Origin of the sequence: Nonomuraea sp. CA-218870 (assembly GCF_050936535.1) — a bacterium.
Taxonomy (GTDB): domain Bacteria; phylum Actinomycetota; class Actinomycetes; order Streptosporangiales; family Streptosporangiaceae; genus Nonomuraea; species Nonomuraea corallina.
In genome coordinates, this window is sequence record NZ_JBNJMN010000001.1 from 3653273 (window position 1) to 3674165 (window position 20893).

Genomic DNA, 20893 nt, shown 5'->3' on the forward strand with positions numbered 1-20893 from the left:
ACCATGGAACTGGCTGCGGGGTTTCCTTCCACCTCGCGCGACGACTGGCGGGCGTTGGCCATAGCGGTGCTGCGCAAGTCCGGCGTCGACGCGCAGACGCCCGAAGAGGCGCTGTCCCATTCGACCTATGACGGGCTGGCCGTCGCACCGCTCTACGACGCCGCCGACCTGCCCGCCTCGGCCCCGTTCGACCGGGGCGCGCGGCCCGGCGGAGGCTGGGACGTCAGGCAGCGGCACGCGCTGCCCGACCCCGAGGCGGTGATGGCCGACCTGGAGAACGGGGTCAGCTCCCTCTGGCTCGTCGTCGGCGACGGCGCGATCCCGGTGTCCGAGCTGCCCCGGGTGCTGAAGGGCGTCCTCCTCGACCTGGCGCCGGTCGTCCTGGAAGCGGGCGAGCGGACCGGCGAGGCCGCCGAGGCCCTGCTCGCGCTGGCCGGTGACACCCCGCTGCGGGGCAACCTGGGCGCCTCGCCGCTCAGCCCGGACGCTCCCGCGCTGGCGGCCGCGTGCGCCGCCGGGCGCCCCGGGCTGCGGGCCGTGATGGTGGACGCGACCCCGTACCACGACGCGGGCGGCGGCGACGCCGAGGAGCTCGGCTGCTCGCTCGCCCTCGCGGTGGCCGGGCTGCGCGCGCTCACCGCCGCCGGCCTCACCGTCCAGCAGGCGTGCGACCAGATCGAGTTCCGCTACGCCGCCACCGACGACCAGTTCGCCACCATCGCCAAGCTGCGGGCGGCCAGGCGGCTGTGGGACCGGGTGACGGAGGTGACCGGCGCCTCCGGGCCGCAGCGCCAGCACGCGGTGACCAGCTCGGCCATGATGACCGCCCGCGACCCGTGGGTGAACATGCTCCGCACCACCGTCGCCTGCTTCGCCGCCGGCGTCGGCGGCGCCGACGCGGTGACGGTGCAGCCGTTCGACGCGGTGGTCCGGCGGCCGGACGCGTTCTCCCGGCGCATCGCCCGCAACACGCAGTCGCTGTTGCTGGAGGAGGCCGGCGTCGGACGGGTGATCGACCCGTCGGGCGGATCCTGGTACGTCGAGCGCCGCACCGAGGAGCTGGCCGAGCGGGCCTGGGCCTGGTTCCAGGAGATCGAGGCGGCCGGCGGCGTCGAGGCCGCCGCCGGGCTGGTGGCCGGCCGCGTCGCCGCCACCCGGGAGCGCCGCGCCGCCGACCTCGCGCACCGCCGCCTCCCGATCACCGGCGTCAGCGAGTTTCCCGATCCGGACGAGAAGCCGCTCAACGGAGCCGGCGGCGGTGGACCGTTCCTGGCCTCCCACTCGCCCGCCGCCCTCGCCGCCGGGCTGCCGAAGTTCCGGTACGCGCAGGAGTTCGAGGAACTGCGTGACCTGGCCGACGCGCAGCCCGAGCGGCCCAAGGTGTTCCTGGCCACGATCGGGCCGGTCGCCGTGCACACCCCGCGGGCCGCGTTCGCCGCCAACCTCTTCCGCGCCGGCGGCCTGGCCACCGAGACCGCGGGCCCCGGCGCCGACCCCGAGCAGATCGCCACCGCCTTCGCCGTCAGCGGCGCCACCGTCGCCTGCCTGTGTTCCAGCGACAAGCTCTACGGTCAGCACGCCGAGGCGGTCGCCGCGGCGCTCAGGCGGGCCGGCGCGCGCACGGTCTGGCTGGCGGGCAAGGGCGACTACGCCGGCGTCGACGGCCGCGTCCACGCCGGGTGCGACGCGCTGGGCGTCCTGCGCACGACCTTCCGCGACCTGGAGGTGACCCGATGATCCCCGACTTCTCGACCGTCCCGCTCACGGCCCGCTCGTCCGGGAGCGACGGCCCGGGGCCGGACGCGCCCGCCTGGGAGACGCCGGAAGGGATCGCGGTCAAGCCGCTCTACACGGGCCGCGACCTGGAAGGGCTCGACTTCCTGGGCACCTATCCGGGCGCCGCGCCCTACCTGCGCGGGCCGTACCCGACCATGTACGTCAACCAGCCGTGGACCATCCGTCAGTACGCGGGCTTCTCCACGGCCGAGGACTCCAACGCCTTCTACCGCCGCAACCTGGCCGCCGGGCAGAAGGGCCTGTCGGTGGCCTTCGACCTGGCCACCCACCGGGGCTACGACTCCGACCACCCGCGCGTGGCCGGCGACGTCGGCATGGCCGGGGTGGCGATCGACTCCATCTACGACATGCGCCAGCTCTTCGACGGCATCCCGCTGGACCGCATGTCGGTGTCCATGACCATGAACGGCGCCGTGCTGCCGATCCTGGCGCTCTACATCGTGGCGGCCGAGGAGCAGGGGGTGGAGCCTGAGCAGCTGGCCGGCACCATCCAGAACGACATCCTCAAGGAGTTCATGGTACGGAACACCTATATCTATCCGCCGGCGCCGTCCATGCGGATCATCTCCGACATCTTCGCGTACACCAGCGAGAAGATGCCGAAGTTCAACTCCATCAGCATCTCCGGCTACCACATCCAGGAGGCCGGGGCCACCTGCGACCTGGAGCTCGCCTACACCCTGGCCGACGGGGTCGAGTACCTCCGGGCCGGGGTCGCCGCCGGGATGGACGTGGACCGGTTCGCGCCTCGGCTGTCGTTCTTCTGGTGCATCGGCATGAACTTCTTCATGGAGGTCGCCAAGCTGCGGGCCGCCCGGCTGCTGTGGGCCAAGCTGGTCGACGGGTTCGGGGCGAAGAACCCGAAGTCGCTCAGCCTGCGCACGCACTCGCAGACCTCCGGCTGGTCGCTGACCGCGCAGGACGTGTTCAACAACGTCGCGCGCACCTGCGTCGAGGCCATGGCCGCCACCCAGGGACACACCCAGTCGCTGCACACCAACGCCCTGGACGAGGCGCTCGCGCTGCCCACCGACTTCTCCGCCAGGATCGCCCGCAACACCCAGATCCTGCTCCAGCAGGAGTCGGGCACCACGCAGGTGATCGACCCGTGGGGCGGCTCCTACTACGTCGAGCGGCTCACCCACGACCTGGCCGAGCGCGCCTGGGAGCACATCCAGGAGGTGGAGGCCGCCGGCGGCATGGCCAAGGCCATCGAGGCGGGGCTGCCCAAGCTCCGCATCGAGGAGGCCGCGGCCCGCACCCAGGCCCGCATCGACTCCGGCCGTCAGCCGGTGATCGGCGTCAACACGTACCGGCCCGAGGCGGACGAGCCGATCGAGGTGCTGAAGGTCGACAACAGCTCGGTCCGCGCGCAGCAGCTGGAGAAGCTGCGCAGGCTGCGCGCCGAGCGGGACGAGGACGCGGTCCGGCGGGCGCTCGACGCGCTCACCCACGCCGCCGCCAACCCGGCTCCTGGGCTCGACGCCAACCTGCTCAAGCTCTCCGTGGACGCCGCCCGCGCGAAGGCCACCGTGGGCGAGATCTCCGCGGCCCTGGAGCAGGTGTTCGGCCGGCACGCCGAGCAGGTCCGTACCATTTCCGGTGTGTACCGTGACGAGGCCGGCCCGGCCGCCGACATCGAGCGCGCCCGCGAGGCGTGCGCCGCGTTCGAGCGCGCCGAGGGCCGCCGGCCGCGCATCCTGGTCGCCAAGATGGGCCAGGACGGGCATGACCGCGGCCAGAAGGTGATCGCCACCGCCTTCGCCGACCTGGGCTTCGACGTCGACGTCGGCCCGCTGTTCCAGACGCCGGAGGAGGTGGCCAGGCAGGCGGTCGAGGCCGACGTGCACATCGTCGGCGTCTCCACGCTCGCCGCCGGTCACCTCACCCTGGTGCCCGCGCTGAAGAAGGCGCTGGCCGACCTCGGCGCCGAGGACGTCATGATCGTGGCGGGCGGCGTCATCCCGCCGGACGACTTCGCCGAGCTGCGCGCCGCCGGCGCCGCCGCGATCTTCCCGCCCGGCACGGTGATCGCCACCGCCGCCCTGGAGCTGCTGGAGGACCTGCGCGGGCGGTCGTAGGACTCCCGCACGGGTGAGCCGCCCCGGCGCCGGGGCGGCCCCCCTCCTGCTCGCGCCGGGGGAGGGGGTACGGGATCGCCGTGAAGAGGCGCGGCCGGACGCGCGAAGGAAGGGATGGGGCGTGCGCTCGCTGGAGGACTACGTACGAGGCGTCAAGGCGGGGGCCCGGGCCTGGGTCGCCCGCGCCATCACGCTCGTGGAGTCCACCAGGCAGGACCACATGGCGATGGCGCAGGAGCTCCTCGTCGAGCTGACCCCGCTGACCGGGAACGCGCGGCGGGTGGGGATCTCCGGAGTGCCCGGGGTGGGCAAGTCGACGTTCATCGACGGGCTCGGCACGATGCTGACCGGGCAGGGCCACCAGGTGGCGGTGCTGGCCGTGGACCCGTCCTCCACCAGGACCGGCGGCAGCATCCTGGGTGACAAGACCCGGATGTCGCGGCTGTCCGTCGACCCGGCCGCGTTCATCAGGCCCTCGCCCACGTCCGGCACGCTCGGCGGCGTCGCCAAGGCCACCAGGGAGGCGATGGTCGTGGTGGAGGCGGCCGGGTTCGACGTGGTGCTGGTGGAGACCGTCGGCGTCGGGCAGTCGGAGACCGCGGTCGCCGACATGGTCGACACGTTCCTGCTGCTCACGCTCGCCCGTACCGGGGACCAGCTGCAGGGCATCAAGAAGGGCGTGCTGGAGCTGGCGGACGTCATCGCGGTGAACAAGGCCGACGGCGAGCACGCCCTGGCGGCGCGCAAGGCGGCGCGGGAGCTGGCCGGGGCGCTGCGCATGCTCCGCTCCGACACCACGCCGCCGCCCGTGCTGACCTGCAGCGGGCTCACCGGCGACGGGCTGGAGGAGCTGTGGCGGCAGGTCCTGGCCCACCAGGAAGGGCTGGACCTGGCGGCCAAGCGCCGCCGCCAGCAGGTGGGCTGGACCTGGTCGATGGTGCGCGACCGGCTGCTGGCCGAGCTGCGCGACGACCCGCGGGTGTCGGAGATCCGCGACGGCGTCGAGCGCGAGGTGCTCGCCGGGACGCTCACCCCGGCGCTCGCCGCCGACCGCCTGCTGGCCGCCTTCGAACGCCCCTGACGGGGGATTCGCGAAGGCGGCCGCGGCGGGTCCTACGCGTCGTAGAAGGAGTCGAGGGTCTCGCCGTAGCGCTCCTCGACGGCCTTGCGCTTGACCTTCAGGCTGGGCGTCAGCTCGCCGGTCTCGACCGTGAAGTCCTGCGACAGGATCGCGAACTTCTTGATCGTGGCGTAGCTGGCCTGGTCGGCGTTCACCTGGTCGATCGCCTTCTGGACCTCCTCGCGCATCCGCGGGTGCCCGCGCAGCTCCTCCGGGTCCACCGGCAGGCCCTCGGCCTCGGCCCAGGGCCTGGCCACGTCCATGTCGAGCGTCACCAGCGCCGAGCAGTAGTTGCGGCGGTCGCCGTGCACGAACACGTGGGACAGGAACGGGCAGGCGGCCTTGATCCGGCCTTCGAGGTGGGTCGGGGCGACGTACTTGCCGCCGGAGGTCTTGATCAGTTCCTTCTTGCGGTCGGTGATGACCAGGCGGCCCTCGTCGTCGAGCTCGCCGATGTCGCCGGTGTGCAGCCAGCCGTCCCGCAGCGCCTCGGCCGTCTCCTCCGGCAGGCCGTGGTAGCCGCGCATGATGCCGCGCCCGCCGATGAGGATCTCGCCGTCCTCGGCGATCCGCACCTGCGTGCCGGGCAGCGGCCGGCCCACCGAGCCGAACCGCACGCTGTCCGGGCGGTTGAGGAAGCTGCCCGCCGAGGACTCGGTGAGCCCGTAGCCCTCCAGGATCGTCAGCCCGGCCGCGTCGAAGAACTCGGCGATGTCCTGCGACAGCGGCGCGGCCCCGGAGATGAAGTAGCGGATCCGGCCGCCGAAGCGGGCGCGGAGCTTGCTGAACACCAGCCGGTCGGCGATCGCGTACTCGATCTTGGTCGTCACCGGGATGGAGGCGCCGCGCTGGCGCGCCCGGACCACCCGCACGCCGGTCTTGCGCGCCCAGTTGAAGATCTTCAGCTTGGCGCCGCCCTCGCGCTGCTGGGTGGCCGCCACCGTGTTGTGGATCTTCTCGAAGATGCGCGGGGCCGCGGCCATGAACGTCGGCCGCAGCTCGCCGAGGTTGTCGGCGATGCGGTCGAGCCGCCCGTCGATGGCGGTCGGCACGCCGATGTCGATCATCACGACCTCCAGCAGCTTGCCGAACGAGTGCGACAGCGGCAGCCAGAGGAAGTGGAGGTCGGTGGAGGTGATCAGGTTGATCTCGCGGACCGCGCTCGCCGCGTACAGCCAGTTGTCGTGCGTGAGCTCGACGCCCTTCGGCCGGCCCGTGGTGCCGGAGGTGTAGATGAGCGTCGCCAGGTCGTCCTGGCCGATGGCGTCGACCAGCGCGTCGTAGTCGGCGTCGGCGGCGGCCTTGCCCGGCACGTCGTCGAGCCGGATCACCCAGCCGTCGTCGCTCGCCGTGCCGTCGATCACGATCACGTGCGTGACGTCCGGCAGCTCCTTCTGCACCGAGCGCAGCTTGGCCACCTGGTCGTCGTTCTCCGCGATGACGATCGTGGTGCCGGAGTCGTTGATGACGAACGCGCACTCGGCCGCGGTGTTGGACGGGTAGATCGTGGTCGTGGCGGCCCCGGTGGACAGCACCGCCAGGTCGCACAGGACCCACTCCAGGCGGGTCGAGCACAGGATCGAGACCCGGCGATCCGGGCCCGCACCGAGCGCGGCCAGGCCCAGTGCCAGCTCGCGCACCCGCTCACCGGTGGCGCGCCAGGACAACGACGTCCAGCCGTCACCTGATGGCGTCCGGTACGCCTCGGCGTCGGGGGTGGCCGCGATCCGGTCGCGGAGCAGGGCGGGGATGCTGGACATTGCCTGACCTCCTAGGGGGTTTGGAGGAGACTCTAGGCGGAGTGCGCTCCCGGAGTCGACGGGTGCGGCCCGCGGCTCCTCGCCGTGCCCACCAGGGCGGAGCCGCGCACCTCCCAGGCGCCGCAGGCGCACCGGAGGTAGGACACCACGCCGTCGGAGGTGGCGTGCGTGGACACGACGGTCATCGCGAACGGGTCGTGGAGATGTCCGGAACTCATGCGTCCACCCTGGTGTAATGGCCTTATGCATTTCAACACTTACGGAGGCAACGGCGCGGCGCTCGCGGCGGCCCTGGTCAACGCCACCGACTTCCGTCCGGGGCCGCTCGCCGCGCTGCTGGCCGGGCACGAGATGCTGCGCACCGCGACGACCCCGGACCAGGCGGCGGAGCTGCGGGAGTGGGCCCGCCGGCTCGACCCGGTCTTCGGCGAGCCCTCGGTCGCCAAGCAGATCGCCCTGGTCAACGACCTGCTGGAGATCACCGCGGTCAAGCCGTTCGTGAGCGCGCACGACGGCAAGGAGCCGCATCTGCACTTCTCCTCCCTCGAAGGAGACATCGCGGCCAGGACCAAGGAGACCACCGCGGGCGGCCTGGCCATGGCCATCTGCTTCTCCGACGGGAGCAGGCTCGGCCGCTGCGACCGGGAGGGCTGCCGGACCGTCTACGTGGACACCTCGCGCAACGGGCGCAGGCGGTTCTGCTCCCTCGCCTGCGCCAACCGGGTCAACGTGGCGGCGCACCGGAGCCGGCGGCGAGGGCTGGCCGGGACGTAGATTGACGTGGGTGGATAAAGCGGGCGATAGTGTGGCAGGTGTCTGCCCCTCGGATCTTCCCCTGTCTGCTCGCCCTGGCGGCGCTCACGGTCGGAACCGCCTGCAGCTCGGCTCCCCCCATCACCGGTGGAGAGCCCCGCGCGAGCGGGGTCGCGGGCGACGGCGCGGCATCCAGCGCGGACCCGGCGACTCCGGCGACGCCCGAGCCCACGGCCCTGACCGCCGAGGCATACAAGAGCGAGCTCGGCGGCCGTCACGACGACATGAGCAAGGCCATCAAGTCCCTGGCGGGCGCGCGTTCGCTCAAGGTGCTCGACCAGCGCGTGGTGAAGGCCCAGGAGACCCTGCAGGGCACCGCCGACGAGCTGGCCGCGCTCAGCCCGCCCGCCGAGATCCAGCCCCAGCACCAGGCGTACGTCGAGAGCCTGCGCGAGGTGGCGCTCCGGCTCGGCACGTCGGCGACCAGGGTGGGCACCGGGAACCTGTGCACTCCCGGCGCCGTCTTCACCGATCTGGACGACTCCCTCGCCGCGCTCGACCGGGCCGGCGAGGCGCTGGAGGACGCCGGCGACTACAAGGCCGACATCGTGTCGGTGAAGGCGGCGAACAAGCAGAACCGGCGGCTGCGCAACGGCCAGTGGCTGCGCCAGGGCGCGGGCGGCGGCCGCAGCTCGCTGCAGATCCACAACGGCGGCACCCGCGACGCGGTCGTCAGCCTGGTGCGCGGCAAGTCCAAGGTCTACAGCGTGTACGTGCGCAAGAAGGGCAAGTTCAAGATCAGCGGCGTGAGCGACGGCAACTACCGCATCTACTTCACGCACGGCGTGGACTGGGACGGCAAGAGCGGCGCGTTCACCCGGGAGTGCAGCTTCGAGCGCTTCCAGAAGCCGGTGAAGTTCAAGACCACCTACACCGCCACCCAGATCCTCTGGCACGACTGGCGGATCACGCTGCACGCGATCACCGGCGGCAACGCCCCCACCTCGAAGGTCGACCCGGACGACTTCCCGGCCTGAGGAGACGGCAGGGGGCCGGTCGACCCCCTGCCACTGGTCAGCTGGAGAAGAGCATGCCCACCCAGCCGCGCTGGTGGCGCTTGTGCCCGTAGTGGCCGCCGGGGTGGTGAGGAGCGCCCCAGGCCGGCCCGGCCGCCGGCGGCGGGGGAGCGGCGTGGTAGGCCGCCTCCATGCGGCTCAGGGTCTCGAGCTCGCCGTAGTCGAGGAAGATCCCCCGGCACTGGTCGCACTGCTCGATGTGAACACCGTTACGCTCGTACGTCCGCATGTTGCCGCGGCACTTAGGGCATTGCATCTACACGCACTCCTTGGCCTCGTGGTCCTGGCTGAAACCTATCGTGCGCGGCACCGTCACGCTCGGACGATCCTGCCGCACGCCTCGATCAACGAATGCTCGGCCTCGTCCAGTTCCCGGCACTCCCGGCGGGCATGGCCCAGCGCGACGGCGGCGAGCTGGGCGGTGACCGCCCTGGCGGGCAGGTCGAGGCGGCGCCACGGGTCGCCGTCGCCCAGCGCGGGACCGCCCGCCGCCAGATAGGCGCCCAGGAAGCGGTCCCAGACCTCCGGATCCAGCAGGCCCGCCGCGTACCAGGCCGCCGGCCTGGCCAGGTCCCACGCCGGGTCGCCCACCCCGAGGTCGTCGGGGTCGATGAGCAGCCACCGGTCGCGGAGCACGAGCTGGCCCAGATGCCAGTCGCCGTGGGTGAGCAGCGCGGGCCCCGCCTCCGGCTCGGGCAACTCCTCGAACGTGCGCCGGATCAGCCGCTCCACCGGCCCGTCGCCCTCCAGCCGGCGCACCGCCCCGGCCGCCCTGCCGGGACCGCCGGCCTCGGGCAGCGCCGGCAGCGGTGTGAGAGGCGCCGCGTGCAGCCGGGCCAGCAGCCGCGCGCCCTCCTCCCAGGGAGCCGTCTCCGTCTCGTCCCGTCCGATCGGGCGGCCCGCGGGCCAGACCGTCACGGCCCGGCCCGCCACCATCAGCACCTCCGGCACCAGCGGCGCCAGCATCACCCCGGCCAGCTCCGCGGACGCGCAGGCGCGTAAGCGCGCGCGCAGGCCGGGCACGTCGTCGCGCACGGAGTGCGCCTTCACCACGACCTCGCCTCGGCGCACCACGACCGAGTCGGAACGCGTCTGGTGGCGCACCGGATCGCCGCTGCCCCCGTACGTGCCGGCGACGCCGGCCAGCTCCGCCTCAAGACCCACGCGTACAGCCTAGAACGATCAGGTCCGGCGAGGGGGAAGGCCCGGCCCCCCTGATAGATTCGCAGCGATCACCTGTGAGCGCGGGGCCCGTCGCGCCGCCCGGCCCGGCCGGGGCGAGGCCGGCGGCTCCCGATAGGGAGCGGAGGAGCCACGAGAATCGGATTCGCCGTGCCCCAGGCCGGGGCATGGGCCACACCCGAGGCCATGCGCGCGGTCGCCACCAGGGCGGAGCGGCTCGGCTACCACGAACTGTGGACCTTCCAGCGGATGCTCTACCCCGTCGGGCACCCCATGGGGCCGACCTATCGCAGCGTGCACGACCCGCTGATCACGCTGTCCTACCTGGCCGGGACCACCGAGCGGATCCGGCTCGGGGTGGCCGTGGTCAACGCGTTCCTGCAGCCGGTGCCGCTGGCCAAGCAGCTCGCCACCCTGCAGACCGTCTCGGGCGGCAGGCTGACGGCCGGGCTGGGGCTCGGCTGGGTGCCGGAGGAGTTCGAGGCGGCCGGGGTGGACCCGGCGCGGCGCGGGCGCCGGGGCGAGGAGTTCGTCGAGGTGCTGCGCAGGATGTGGGGCGATGAGGTGGTGGAGCACCGGGGCGAGTTCTACCGGATCTCGCCGTCGTACGCCGACCCGAAGCCGTCGCCGACGCCGCCGCCGATCCTGCTGGGCGGCACGGCCGAGGTGGCGCTGCGCCGGGCCGGGCGGCTGGCCGACGGGTGGGTGAGCTCCAGCCGCGAGGACCTGTCGGGCATCGCGGCGCGCATCGCCCTGGTCAGGTCGGCGGCGGAGGAGGCCGGGCGCGACCCCGCAGCGCTGCGGTTCGTCTGCCGGGGCGTCACCCGGACGCGGCCGGGGCCGGGTGAGCGGCGGCGGCTGACGGGCACCCTGGACGAGATCAGGGACGACGTCGCGTGGCTCGCCGAGCAGGGCGTGACCGACCTGTTCCACGACCTCAACTTCGACCCGCACGTTGTCACCGCCGACCCGGCGGAGGCGCTGCGCCACGCGGAGGAGCTCCTGGAGGCCCTGGCCCCCTCCGCCTGACGCCATGACGCCACGGAACGGCTGCGGCCTCGGCGTTCGTCAGGAGGACAGGCGCAGGGCCTCCGCCGCGACCGCGGTGCGCAGCTCGCGGATGCCGGGGCGGCCACGCACCGGGTGCACGGCGTTCGTCAGGAGGACCGCCGTCACCCGGCGGGACGGGGAGACGACCAGCGACGTGCCGGTGAAGCCGGAATGGCCGAACGCGTCGTGCAGCGGGCCGACGATGCCCGGGTCGCCGATCCGGACCCCGAGTCCGTGCCGGAACGGCGCGCCGGTCACGCCCTGGTCGCGCAGCATCTCGGTCACGGTGTCCGGGCGCAGCGCCGCGCCGCCGCCCAGCCGGAGCGCCTCGCCGAGCGCCAGCACGTCGTCCGCGGTGCCGAAGACCCCGGCGTGTCCCGCCACCCCGCCGAGCGCGTACGAGGTCTCGTCGTGCACCTCACCCCGCACGCAGCCCGGCCCCGGCCGTTCGGGCTTCCACTCGGTGGCGGCGATCCGCGAAAGGTCAGCGGCCCCCTGAGGCAGCCCGCCCGCGGGCGCGGGCGGGGTGGGGGAGCCGATCTCGTACAGGGCGGGAGGGCCGGGGACCGGGCGGTAACCCGTGTCCGTCAGGCTCAGGGGGCCGCTGACGCGGGCGCGGACGAGCTGGTCGAGGGGGGTGCCGGAGGCGACTTCCGCCACCCGGCCCGCCATCACGAGGCCCACGTCCGAGTACAGGTACGGCCCGCCCACCGGAGAGGTCACCGGCGTCGAGACCATGGCCGCCATGCGCGCGGCCGGAGAGGCGTCCGGGAACTCCAGGTCGATGCGGCGGGTGGGCTGGAAACCCGCCCTGTGCGTCAGCAGGCGGCGCAGCGTGATCCGCTGGTCGGGGCCGGGCAGCCAGGCCGCTACCGGCTCGTCCAGGCTCAGCGTGCCTTCCTCCGTCAGCGACAGGATGGCGGCCGTGGTGAACAGCTTGCTGATCGAGGCCAGGTCGAAGACGGACCCGCGGGTGGCGGGCGGCCTGTCCCCGGCGAGCGTGAAGCCGGCGTCCTGGTAGCGCACCAGCTCGCCGGCGGCCGAGGCCGCCACGACGGCGCCGTCCACCGCGATGACCGCGACGGCCGCCGGGCACACCTTCGGCACGGCCTCCGCGAGAACCGCGTCCAGCCGGTCGGACATCCGTAGCCTCCCCGTACGTCGTAACAACCCTCACGTCGACAACCCCCCGAGTCGGGCACCCCCGCGCCGACGACCGTCGCGTCCGTGACCCTTACGTCGAGAACCCCGCGTCGAGAACCCCCGGTGGCGAGAAGAACCCCCGTCAGCCGCTCAGCGCGTCGCTGAGCCGCTCCCCGTGGGAACTCAGCAGCGCGCGGGCCCTCTCCGCGTCCAGCCGGTGCCTGATCATCAGCACCGCCACCTTGGCCTGGCCGTCCGCCTCGGCCAGCGCGCGGCCGGCCTCCTCGGGGCCGGCGCCGGTGATGTCGCTGACCATGCGCACCGCGCGCGAGGCCAGCTTGCTGTTCATCGCCGACATCTCGATCATCTCGTTGCCGTAGGTGCGGCCGAGCCGGACCATCGAGATCGTCGAGATCATGTTGAGCACCAGCTTCTGGGCGGTCCCCGCCTTGAGCCGGGTCGAGCCCGCGACCACCTCGGGGCCGACCACCACCTCGATGGGGTGCTCGGCGGCGGCCGACAGCGGCGAGTCCTCGTTGCACGACAGGCCGACGGTCAGCGCCTGCCGGCGGGCCGCCTCCGCCAGCGCCCCCAGCACGAAAGGGGCGCGCCCGCTGGCCGAGACGCCCACCACCGAGTCCAGCGGGCCCACCTCCAGCGCCACCAGCGCGGCGGCGCCCGCCTCCGCGTCGTCCTCGGCGCCCTCGACCGAGCGGGTGAGCGCCTCCTGGCCGCCCGCGATGACGCCCTGCACCAGCTCCGGGTCGGTGCCGAAGGTCGGCGGGCACTCGGACGCGTCCAGCACGGCGAGCCGGCCCGACGTGCCCGCGCCGACGTACAGCAGCCTGCCTCCCTTGCCCATCCGCTCGGCGATCGCGTCGATCGCGTCGGAGATGGCCGGGATGGCGATGGCCACGGCCGCCGGCACCGCGGCGTCCGCCTGGTTCATCAACCGGGCGATCTGCCGCGTGGGCAGCCGGTCGATCTGGCTGTAGCGGGGGTCGCTCTGCTCGGTGGACAGCTCGGGTAGCGGATCAATCATGACGCTAATTTCCACCCTCTACTTCTCTCTTGTAAATATCTTTCAGACAATGGGGTGCATGTCCTACGTACGCACCGGAGCCGAACGGCTGGCCGCGGACCCGTCGCTGGCGGGCGGCAAGCGCCTCGGCCTGATCACCAATCCCACCGGAGTCCTTCCCGATCTGACCCCCACCGCAGACACGCTGCTGGCATCCGGCGTGCCGCTGACGGCGCTGTTCGGTCCCGAGCACGGCCTCCGCGGCACCGCGCAGGCGGGCTTCGGCGAGACGGACGCCGTCGACGCCAGGACGGGGCTGCCGGTCCATGACACCCACCAGATCGAGGGTGAGGCGCTGGACGCGCTGCTGGACCGCTCCGGAGTGGACACGCTGGTCTTCGACATCGCGGACGTGGGCGCCCGCTTCTACACCTACGTGTGGACCATGTACGACCTGCTGGCCTCGGCCGCCCGGCTGGGGCTGCGGTTCGTGGTGCTGGACCGGCCGAACCCCCTCGGCGGTGCCGTCACCGAGGGCCCGCCGCTCGACCCGGCGTTCGCCAGTTTCGTCGGCCGCTTCCCGCTGCCGCTGCGCCACGGCAGGACCGTGGGCGAACTGGCGACGCTGTTCGGCTTCGACGCCGACCTGCGCGTGATCACCATGGAGGGCTGGCGGCGGGACATGACGTCCGGCGACACCGGCCTGCCCTGGGTGATGCCGTCGGTCAACATGCCGACCCCCGACACCGCGCTCGTCTACCCGGGGACCGGGCTGTTCGAAGGCACGAACTTCTCCGAGGGCCGCGGCACCACCCGGCCCTTCGAACTGGTCGGCGCCCCGTACGCGGACGAGCGGTTCGCGCCCGCGCTGGCCGCGCTCGGCCTGCCCGGCGTGCGGTTCAGGGAGACGTGGTTCACGCCCACCTTCCACAAGCACGCCGGTGTCCCGGTACGGGGAGTGCAGCTGCACGTGCACGACCCGGTGGCGTTCCGGCCGGTGCTGACCGGGGTCAGCATGCTGCACGTGGCGCGCGCCCTCTACCCCGGGCACCTGAGGTGGGACGAGCACGAGCTGTTCCTGAACCGCCTGTGGGGGTCCGACAGCCTGACCCGGTGCCTGGACGCCGGGGAGGACCCGCGCCGCCTGTGCGCCGACCCCGCTCCCCCCGATGGACCGCTCCTCTACGGCTGACATCACGCCAGTTCGCGTCCGTACAGCCAGAAGACGCGTTCGGCGCGGGCGCCGACGGCGCGCGCGTAGAACCGCAGCGGGCCGACCCAGCCGATCTGGGCGGTCCGCTGCCCGGCCGCGCGCATGTCGGCCAGGCAGCGCCGCAGCAGCACCCGGCCCAGACCGGTGCCGCGGGCCTCGGGCGCGGTGCCCATCGGCCCGAACCAGGACGGGCGGGTGCCCCAGGCGGCGAAGGCCAGCACGCGGCCCTCGCGCTCGGCGTAGTGCACCCCGGCGGCATGGGCCGCCTCCCAGGCCCAGGCCGCGTTCCAGTGCTCGCGGGCGAACTCCGCCACCCGGCCCCGGTCGTCGCCGGCGGCGCGCACCTCGATGCCGAGCCCGGCCAGCCGCGCCACGTCGGCGCTCACGTCCAGGTCGGTGTCCAGGTCGGTGTGCAGGTCGGTGTGCAGGTCGGCGGTCATGTTCCAGGCGGTGCGGTAGCGCTCGTAGCCGAGGCTCTCGGCCAGGCAGGCGGCGGGCGTGTAGCGCACGTCGACGCCGGGCCAGGCGTAGCAGGGCGGGTTGCCGGCCAGGCGGACCTCGCGGGCGCCCTCCCGGCGCAGCCATCCCTCGGCGGCGCGCAGCAGCGCCCGGCCGTGGCCCCGGCCCTGGTGGCCGGGATGGACGGCGAGCAGGTCGACGTGGCCGACGGCCGGGTCGGCGGTGGACATCGACGCCATGGCGAACCCGCCGCCGTCCACCAGCGCGGCCCAGCGGCGGTCGGCCGGCGGCGCGGCCAGCCGCTCCACCAGCGCCCCGGCCTCGTCGGCGTCATGGGTCAGCGCCGCCCGCGCCACCTCGCGGGCCCGCGCCAGATCGGCCCCGCGCAGTTTGCGCAGCACCCGGACCGCCTCCACACCGGCCACAGGGGAAGACGCGGGCCCCGGGCGGCCGGACTCGTGGCCGGACTCGTGGGAGGTCACGTCACACCTCGCTCATGGGCCGCGCCACGACGCTGCGCCGTTCGGGGTAGAAGCACGCGTGCTCCTGCGGGATGCCCTCCGTCACCTGCAGCAGGGGCCGCTCGCCGCAGCGCTCGCCGCGGAACGGGCAGCGCGGCGCGAACAGGCAGCCGGACTCGTCCTGGCCGTCCTCCATCGACTCCACCGGGACCACCGGCTGCTCGCCCGGCCGCTCCAGGCCGTGCAGCACCGGGATCGCCGACAGCAGCGACTGCGTGTACGGGTGCACCGGGTCGGCGATCACCGTGTCCACCGGGCCGCGCTCCACGACCTGACCCCGGTAGATCACGTACAGCTCGCCGTCGTCGCCGATGTAGCGGGAGGTGGCCACGTCGTGGGTGATGAACAGCACCGCCACCCCGAGCCGCTCGCGCAGGTCCTTGAGCAGCGCCAGGATGCCCAGCCGGAGCGAGACGTCGATCATGGACACGGCCTCGTCGGCGACGAGCATCTCCGGGTCCACGGTGAGCGCCCGCGCGATGACGACGCGCTGGCGCATGCCGCCCGACAGCTGGTGCGGGTAGCGGGCCAGCACGCTGCCCGGGTCCAGCCCGACCAGTGACAGCACCTCGGCGGCCCGCTCCTCGATCCACGCCTTGGACCGGCCGGTCTGCTTGGCGCGCAGGGTCAGCGGGGCGTTGAGCGTCTGGTGGATGGTGCGGGTCGGGTTCAGCGCCGAGTACGGGTCCTGGTGGATCAGCTGGATCTTGCGGAAGTGCGGCTGGCGCCGCTTGGGCTTCAGCGACGACATGGCCAGGCCGTCCAGCGTCAGCTCGCCCGCGTCGTACGTCTCCAGGCCGGCGATGATCCGCCCGAGCGTCGTCTTGCCGCAGCCGGACTCGCCGATGAACGAGGCCGCGCCGCCCTTGGGGATGGCGAAGTCCACCCCGCGCAGCGCCCGCACCTCGCGTGCGCCGAGCACGTCGCCCCGCTGCTTGAAGGTCTTGACGATGCCTTCTCCGGTGATCACGCGTGTTCCCTCACCTTCACCGCGTGGCAGGCCACGATCCGGTCCCCGTGCGGGACGGCCGCGGGGTCGTCGGTCTCGCAGACGTCCATCCGCAGCTCGCACCGGTCTCTGAACACGCAGCCCCGCTCGGGCACGGTCGCCAGGGTGGGCGGCCGGCCGGGCAGCGCCCGCGCCTCGGCGATGTCGCCGGTCAGCCTCGGGATGGCCCTGATCAGGCCCTTCGTGTAGGGGTGGCGGGGGTCGCCGAGCACCTGGCTGGTCGGCCCCTGCTCGACCAGCCTGCCGCCGTACATGACCGCGAGCCGGTCGGCGACCTCGGCCACCACCCCGATGTCGTGCGTGATCACCAGCGTGGTCAGGCCGCGCTCGGCGTGCACCTCACGGACGATCTTCAGGATGTTCGCCTGGGTGATCATGTCGAGCGCGGTGGTCGGCTCGTCCAGCACCACCAGGTGGGCGTTGAGCACCAGCGCCAGCATGATGCCGACGCGCTGGCGCATGCCGCCCGACAGCTCGTGCTGGTGCGAGTCGAGCACCCTGGCCCCGTCCAGGCCCATCCGTCCGAGCAGCTCCTTGGCGTCGCGGACCAGCCCGCGCAGGTCCTCCACGCCGTGCGAGCGGCCCAGGTCGAGCACCTGCTTGCCGACCGTCTTGAGCGGGTTGAGGGAGTTCTGGGCGGCCTGGAACACGTACCCGACGTGCCGGCCGCGCGCCTTGCGCAGCTCCTCGCCGCGCAGCCCGACCACGTCGCCCAGCCCGTCGATGTCCACGCTGCCCGCGGCGATGCGGCCGGGCGGCTGCACCGCGTTGAGCAGCGACAGCGCGAGCGTCGACTTGCCGGAGCCGGACTCGCCGACGATGCCGGTGATCGAGCCGGGCTCCAGCTTCAGCGCGACGTCGCGCACGGCGGGCAGCTCGCCCGCCGGCGTCCTGTAGACGACGGTCAGACCGTCGATGCGCACTCCCGGCGCTTGTCCTGGCACTCCTACTCCTCACGCAGCCGGGGGTTGAAGATCTCGTCCATGGCGTCCACCACGAGCACGATGCCGAGCGTCAGCAGCAGGATCGCCAGCAGCGGCGCCAGCATGTACGGCAGCGCCGCGGTCGTGGTCAAGGCTCCGCCGCCGAACACGGACAGGTTGAGCATGACGCCCCAGTTGTCCGCCTCGTACGGGAGCACGCCCAGGAAGAACAGGCCCACCTGCGCGTACACGGCGCCGGTGACCGCGATGAGCATGTTCATCGCGATGTACGGGGCCATGCTGGGCAGCAGCTCCTTGCCCACGATGTGGGTGGTGGACAGGCCGAGCCCGCGCGCCGCCTCGATGAAGCCGCGCTCGCGCAGCGACAGCGTCTGCGAGCGCACCGCCCGCGCCACGCCGCCCCAGCCGAGCAGCCCCAGCAGCAGCCCCATCTCGATCGCGCTGCCGAACGACCACACGGTGGACAGCACGAGCAGCAGCGGCAGCCCGGGGATGGTCAGCTTCATGTCGGTGAGCCGCATCAGCACGGTGTCCCAGCGGCCCCGCTTGAAGCCGGAGAACAGCCCGATCGCGGTGCCGAGCACCACCGTGATCACGGCGGTGACCAGGGCGCTCAGCAGGACGTACCGGGAGCCGGTGATGACCTGGGCGAGCACGTCGCGGCCCTGCCCGTCGGTGCCGAACCAGTGCTCGGCGCTCATCGGCGCGTACAGCCGGCTCGTGTCGCGCGGCAGCACGTCGGGGTAGAACATCGGCCCGAACACGCCCATGAACACGAAGCCGAGCACGATGACGGCGCCGACCAGGCGGCTGGGCTTGCGCTTCATCACGCGCCACACGCCGCGCCAGAAGTTGCGGCGCATGGTCGCCGCCGTGCTGGTGGTCTCCAGGATCGCGCTGCTCACGCCGACGCCTCCTCACCGGAGCGGACCCGCGGGTCGATGACCGTGTAGAACAGGTCGGCCAGGATGTTGGCCACGATGATCGCCGCCGTGATGAGCAGGAACGCGCCGCCCATCAGCGCGTAGTCGCGGTTGACGACGCTGTCGATGAGCAGGAATCCGAGCCCGGGATAGTTGAAGATCTTCTCGATGAAGATCGCGCCGCCGAACAGCAGGCCCAGCGAGAGCGCCAGGATCGTGAACAGCGGCAGGATCGCGTTGCGCGCGACGTACCTGAAGATGATCGCCCGCCGCATCCCGCGCAGCTCGGCCGCCAGGATGAAGTCGTCGCCGAGCACGGTGACGACGCTCGACTTCATGGCCAGGATCCAGCCGCCGTAGCTGGCCAGCGCGTACGTGACGACCGGCAGCGTGGCGTGCTCGATCAGCGAGCCGATGTAGCCGGCGTTGAACCCGGGCTCGAACAGGATGTCGGCGGTGCCGCCCTGCGGCAGGATCGGGATGAGCGTGGTGAAGATCGCGCCCATCAGCAGCGCCAGCACGTACTGCGGCACGCCGTGCAGCAGCGAGCCGGAGATGGCCAGGAAGTCGCCGAGCCTGCCGGAGCGCTTGATGGCCGCGTACACACCCATGATCACGCCCACCAGGAAGCTCAGCAGCGTCCCGGCCAGCACCGGTAGAACGGTCCACTTGGCCGCCTCGCCCAGCACCGACGTCACGGGGGAGCCGGGGTGGGTGACGGAGACGCCGAGGTCGAACCGGAACAGGCCCGTCATGTAGTCGGCGTACTGCTCCCACAGCGTGCCCTTGGGCAGGAACCCGTACATCACGGCCGTGGCCCGCTCGGCCGCCTCGGGCGACATGCCCTGCTCCAGCAGCTTCTGGTACCGCGCCGCGACGGGATCGCCGGGGATGTTGCGGACGATGAAGAAGCTGATCGTGGCGACGACGAGAACCATGACGATCCCGCGGGCCAGGTGGCCCGCGAGACGCCGTGCGATGACCGTCATGCCTACGGGGTCTTCTTGACCATGCCGAGCTGGATCCAGACTCCCGCGGTCAGGCGCAGCAGGTCGGAGTCCTGCTCGGGGAAGCCGGTGAACCGGCTGGTGTTGGTGAACTGGGTGTTCACGTAGTCCCAGAGCTGGATGACCGGCAGGTCCTGGTTGGCGGCCTTGGCCAGCTGGAGCATGATCGGCTTGGCCTCCTCGGCGCTGACCGCGTTCAGCTTGCCGGTGAGCTCACCCGGGTTGATCTCGGTGCCGTCGACCTCGACCTTCTCGGCGCCGCCCATCCAGTTGCCGCTCTTGCCGGGCGCGGCGTGCTTGATCTTGCCGGCCACGTTGGTCCAGCCGTTGGAGGCGCCGTAGAGCCGCTGGTAGATGTCGTACGGGGCCGGGCCGAGGGCGATCAGCCAGAAGCCGACGTCGTACTTGCCGGCCGCGATCTCCTCCAGGTAGAGCGGATAGTCGGCGACCGTGACGACCTCGGCGTCCACGCCGGCCTCGACGAGCTGGCCCTTGATGTTCTCCTGGGCGGAGATCCAGTCGGAGAAGCCGGACGGGGCGGTCATGGTGACCTTCCACGGGCTGCCGTCGGCCAGCGCCCACTTGCCGTCCTTCTTCTGCAGCCCGGCGGCCTTGAACTCCTCCTCGGCCTTGGCCGGGTCGGCGTTGTACGGCTCCAGGTTGTTCAGCTCGGCGCCGAGCCACTCCTGGGCCGCCTTCTGGTGGATGCCGGAGGTGGTCACCGCGGGGGTGCCGCCCTCGGGGGAGGCGACCTTGGTGACCTCGGCGCGGTCGATCAGGTAGGCCAGGCCGCGGCGCACGTGCACGTTGTCGTACGGCTTCTTGGTCTGGTTGAACGCCATGCCGACGGCCACCGGCGAGAAGCCCTTGATGATGTTGGTGCCGGGCGCCTGCTTGATCCGGTTCATCACGTCGGCCGGGGCGGCGGTGAAGCCCGCGTGGTCCAGCTTGCCGGAGATCAGGTAGTTCCAGATCTGCTCGTTGCCGGTGTAGTTGAGGAACTTCACCTGGTCCGGGGCGACACTGGCGGCGTTGTAGAAGTTCTTGTTCTTGACCAGCAGCGCCTCGCCGGGGTTGGCCCGCTCCAGGATGAAGGGGCCGGCGGAGACGTCCTTCTCGGGGGCGAAGGTGATGATCTTCTCGCCGAGGCCGGTGATCTCCTCGCGGGCCTTCTCGGCGTCCGCGCCCTCACCGCGTGAGGTCTTCAGCTTGTCCCAGAAGTCGGCCGGCAGCACGCTGCCCCAGACGTGCGCGGGCGCCACGAAGGTGTCGAGCACGCCACGGGCGAACTTGCTGCTGGGGTTGGTCATGTCCTGCGTGACCTTGACCGTCTTGTCGTCGACGACCTCGACGTCGGCCGCCGCGCCCGCCGCGCCGGGGGTGAGCGCGAAGGCGGTGCTGCCCTGCGTGTAGGCGATGCCGATGGACAGCCGGACGTCCTCGGCCGTCACCGGCTTGCCGTCGGACCACTTGTTGTTCGGCTGCAGCTTGATGGTGATCGCGGAGTTGTCCGGGGCGATCTCCCAGCTCTCGGCGATGCCCGGGTAGAACTGGTTCGGGTCGGTCACGTGGTTCTTGACCCACGCGAGCTTCATCGCGTTGTACCCGAGGAAAGAGTTGCCCTTCGGGTTGTACGGGTTCGCGGGGGCGCTCGCGTCGATGCCCGGCCTGTTCACGTCGATCGTGGTGAAGAGCCCGCCGCCGCCACCGCCGCCCGAAGAGGACTGATTGGTGGTGCCGCCGCCACTGCACGCTGTGACGGCGGTCAGGCCCAGCAACGTCACTACCGCTGCTAGTCGCTTCATGTACCGCTCCGGGGAAAGTTCGGACCTGA

At 72.4% G+C, this 20893-nt stretch carries 19 protein-coding genes; 7 read left to right on the forward strand and 12 right to left on the reverse strand.

What is annotated here, in order from left to right; all coding sequences use genetic code 11:
• Nucleotides 1-3: 3 nt before the first annotated feature.
• The 3 genes from ACQEUU_RS17655 (at nt 4) to meaB (ending at nt 4959) form a co-directional block, all read left to right on the forward strand.
• Nucleotides 4-1737, forward strand: a complete 1734-nt coding sequence (locus ACQEUU_RS17655) for a methylmalonyl-CoA mutase family protein (RefSeq protein WP_433067138.1) — start codon at nt 4-6, stop codon at nt 1735-1737.
• The gene (gene scpA / locus ACQEUU_RS17660) at nt 1734-3878 is read left to right on the forward strand and encodes a methylmalonyl-CoA mutase (protein ID WP_433067141.1); all 2145 of its coding nucleotides are present in this window, start codon (nt 1734-1736) and stop codon (nt 3876-3878) included. Before ACQEUU_RS17655 ends, scpA begins: the two co-directional genes overlap by 4 nt.
• 121 nt (nt 3879-3999) lie before the next feature.
• The gene (gene meaB, locus ACQEUU_RS17665; protein ID WP_433067143.1) at nt 4000-4959 is read left to right on the forward strand and encodes a methylmalonyl Co-A mutase-associated GTPase MeaB; all 960 of its coding nucleotides are present in this window, start codon (nt 4000-4002) and stop codon (nt 4957-4959) included.
• A 32-nt stretch (nt 4960-4991) separates the two neighbouring features.
• On the opposite strand, the gene ACQEUU_RS17670 is transcribed toward meaB, so the two are convergent.
• Together ACQEUU_RS17670 and ACQEUU_RS17675 are read right to left on the reverse strand one after the other, a co-directional pair.
• Nucleotides 4992-6758, reverse strand: a complete 1767-nt coding sequence (locus ACQEUU_RS17670; RefSeq protein WP_433067146.1) for an AMP-dependent synthetase/ligase — start codon at nt 6756-6758, stop codon at nt 4992-4994.
• Nucleotides 6759-6790: 32 nt separating this feature from the next.
• Entirely contained in the window at nt 6791-6976 is a 186-nt protein-coding gene (locus tag ACQEUU_RS17675) for a hypothetical protein (RefSeq protein ID WP_433067149.1), read from the reverse strand.
• Between the two features lie 25 nt (nt 6977-7001).
• Between ACQEUU_RS17675 and ACQEUU_RS17680 the strand changes: the two genes are divergently transcribed.
• Together ACQEUU_RS17680 and ACQEUU_RS17685 are read left to right on the forward strand one after the other, a co-directional pair.
• Entirely contained in the window at nt 7002-7532 is a 531-nt protein-coding gene (locus ACQEUU_RS17680) for a CGNR zinc finger domain-containing protein (protein ID WP_433067151.1), read from the forward strand.
• A 38-nt stretch (nt 7533-7570) separates the two neighbouring features.
• Nucleotides 7571-8548 (forward strand): hypothetical protein, encoded by a 978-nt coding sequence (locus tag ACQEUU_RS17685; protein WP_433067154.1) that lies wholly within the window; start codon nt 7571-7573, stop codon nt 8546-8548.
• Nucleotides 8549-8585: 37 nt separating this feature from the next.
• Here ACQEUU_RS17685 and ACQEUU_RS17690 read toward each other — a convergent pair whose 3' ends face one another.
• Together ACQEUU_RS17690 and ACQEUU_RS17695 are read right to left on the reverse strand one after the other, a co-directional pair.
• On the reverse strand, nt 8586-8843 hold the full coding sequence (locus ACQEUU_RS17690) for a zf-TFIIB domain-containing protein (RefSeq protein ID WP_433067157.1): 258 nt from the start codon (nt 8841-8843) through the stop codon (nt 8586-8588).
• Nucleotides 8844-8899: 56 nt separating this feature from the next.
• Nucleotides 8900-9751: a phosphotransferase family protein gene (locus ACQEUU_RS17695; RefSeq protein ID WP_433067160.1), complete on the reverse strand. Its 852-nt coding sequence runs from the start codon at nt 9749-9751 to the stop codon at nt 8900-8902.
• Nucleotides 9752-9919: 168 nt separating this feature from the next.
• Here ACQEUU_RS17695 and ACQEUU_RS17700 point away from each other — a divergent pair, with 168 nt between their 5' ends.
• Nucleotides 9920-10798, forward strand: coding sequence for a TIGR03619 family F420-dependent LLM class oxidoreductase (locus ACQEUU_RS17700; protein ID WP_433067162.1), 879 nt, complete (start codon nt 9920-9922; stop codon nt 10796-10798).
• Between the two features lie 39 nt (nt 10799-10837).
• On the opposite strand, the gene ACQEUU_RS17705 is transcribed toward ACQEUU_RS17700, so the two are convergent.
• Nucleotides 10838-11962, reverse strand: a complete 1125-nt coding sequence (locus tag ACQEUU_RS17705) for a serine hydrolase domain-containing protein (RefSeq protein WP_433067165.1) — start codon at nt 11960-11962, stop codon at nt 10838-10840.
• 142 nt (nt 11963-12104) lie between these two features.
• On the reverse strand, nt 12105-13004 hold the full coding sequence (murQ, locus tag ACQEUU_RS17710; protein ID WP_433067168.1) for an N-acetylmuramic acid 6-phosphate etherase: 900 nt from the start codon (nt 13002-13004) through the stop codon (nt 12105-12107).
• 58 nt (nt 13005-13062) lie between these two features.
• Between murQ and ACQEUU_RS17715 the strand changes: the two genes are divergently transcribed.
• Nucleotides 13063-14175 carry an exo-beta-N-acetylmuramidase NamZ family protein gene (locus ACQEUU_RS17715; RefSeq protein ID WP_433067170.1) on the forward strand — a complete coding sequence of 371 codons (1113 nt, stop codon included), beginning with the start codon at nt 13063-13065 and terminating at the stop codon, nt 14173-14175.
• A gap of 2 nt (nt 14176-14177) precedes the next feature.
• On the opposite strand, the gene ACQEUU_RS17720 is transcribed toward ACQEUU_RS17715, so the two are convergent.
• From ACQEUU_RS17720 to ACQEUU_RS17745, 6 genes are read right to left on the reverse strand one after another with little or no spacing between them, the layout of a single operon-like run.
• On the reverse strand, nt 14178-15137 hold the full coding sequence (locus ACQEUU_RS17720) for a GNAT family N-acetyltransferase (RefSeq protein WP_433067172.1): 960 nt from the start codon (nt 15135-15137) through the stop codon (nt 14178-14180).
• Between the two features lies 1 nt (nt 15138).
• A complete protein-coding gene (locus tag ACQEUU_RS17725; protein ID WP_433067174.1) occupies nt 15139-16146 on the reverse strand; it encodes an ABC transporter ATP-binding protein in 1008 nt (335 codons plus the stop codon).
• Nucleotides 16143-17129, reverse strand: coding sequence for an ABC transporter ATP-binding protein (locus ACQEUU_RS17730; RefSeq protein ID WP_433067175.1), 987 nt, complete (start codon nt 17127-17129; stop codon nt 16143-16145). Before ACQEUU_RS17730 ends, ACQEUU_RS17725 begins: the two co-directional genes overlap by 4 nt.
• Nucleotides 17130-17131: 2 nt before the next feature.
• Nucleotides 17132-18034, reverse strand: a complete 903-nt coding sequence (locus tag ACQEUU_RS17735; RefSeq protein WP_433067177.1) for an ABC transporter permease — start codon at nt 18032-18034, stop codon at nt 17132-17134.
• Nucleotides 18031-19041: an ABC transporter permease gene (locus tag ACQEUU_RS17740; protein ID WP_433067179.1), complete on the reverse strand. Its 1011-nt coding sequence runs from the start codon at nt 19039-19041 to the stop codon at nt 18031-18033. Before ACQEUU_RS17740 ends, ACQEUU_RS17735 begins: the two co-directional genes overlap by 4 nt.
• Before the next feature lie 2 nt (nt 19042-19043).
• On the reverse strand, nt 19044-20864 hold the full coding sequence (locus ACQEUU_RS17745; protein ID WP_433067181.1) for an ABC transporter substrate-binding protein: 1821 nt from the start codon (nt 20862-20864) through the stop codon (nt 19044-19046).
• Between the last annotated feature and the right edge of the window lie 29 nt (nt 20865-20893).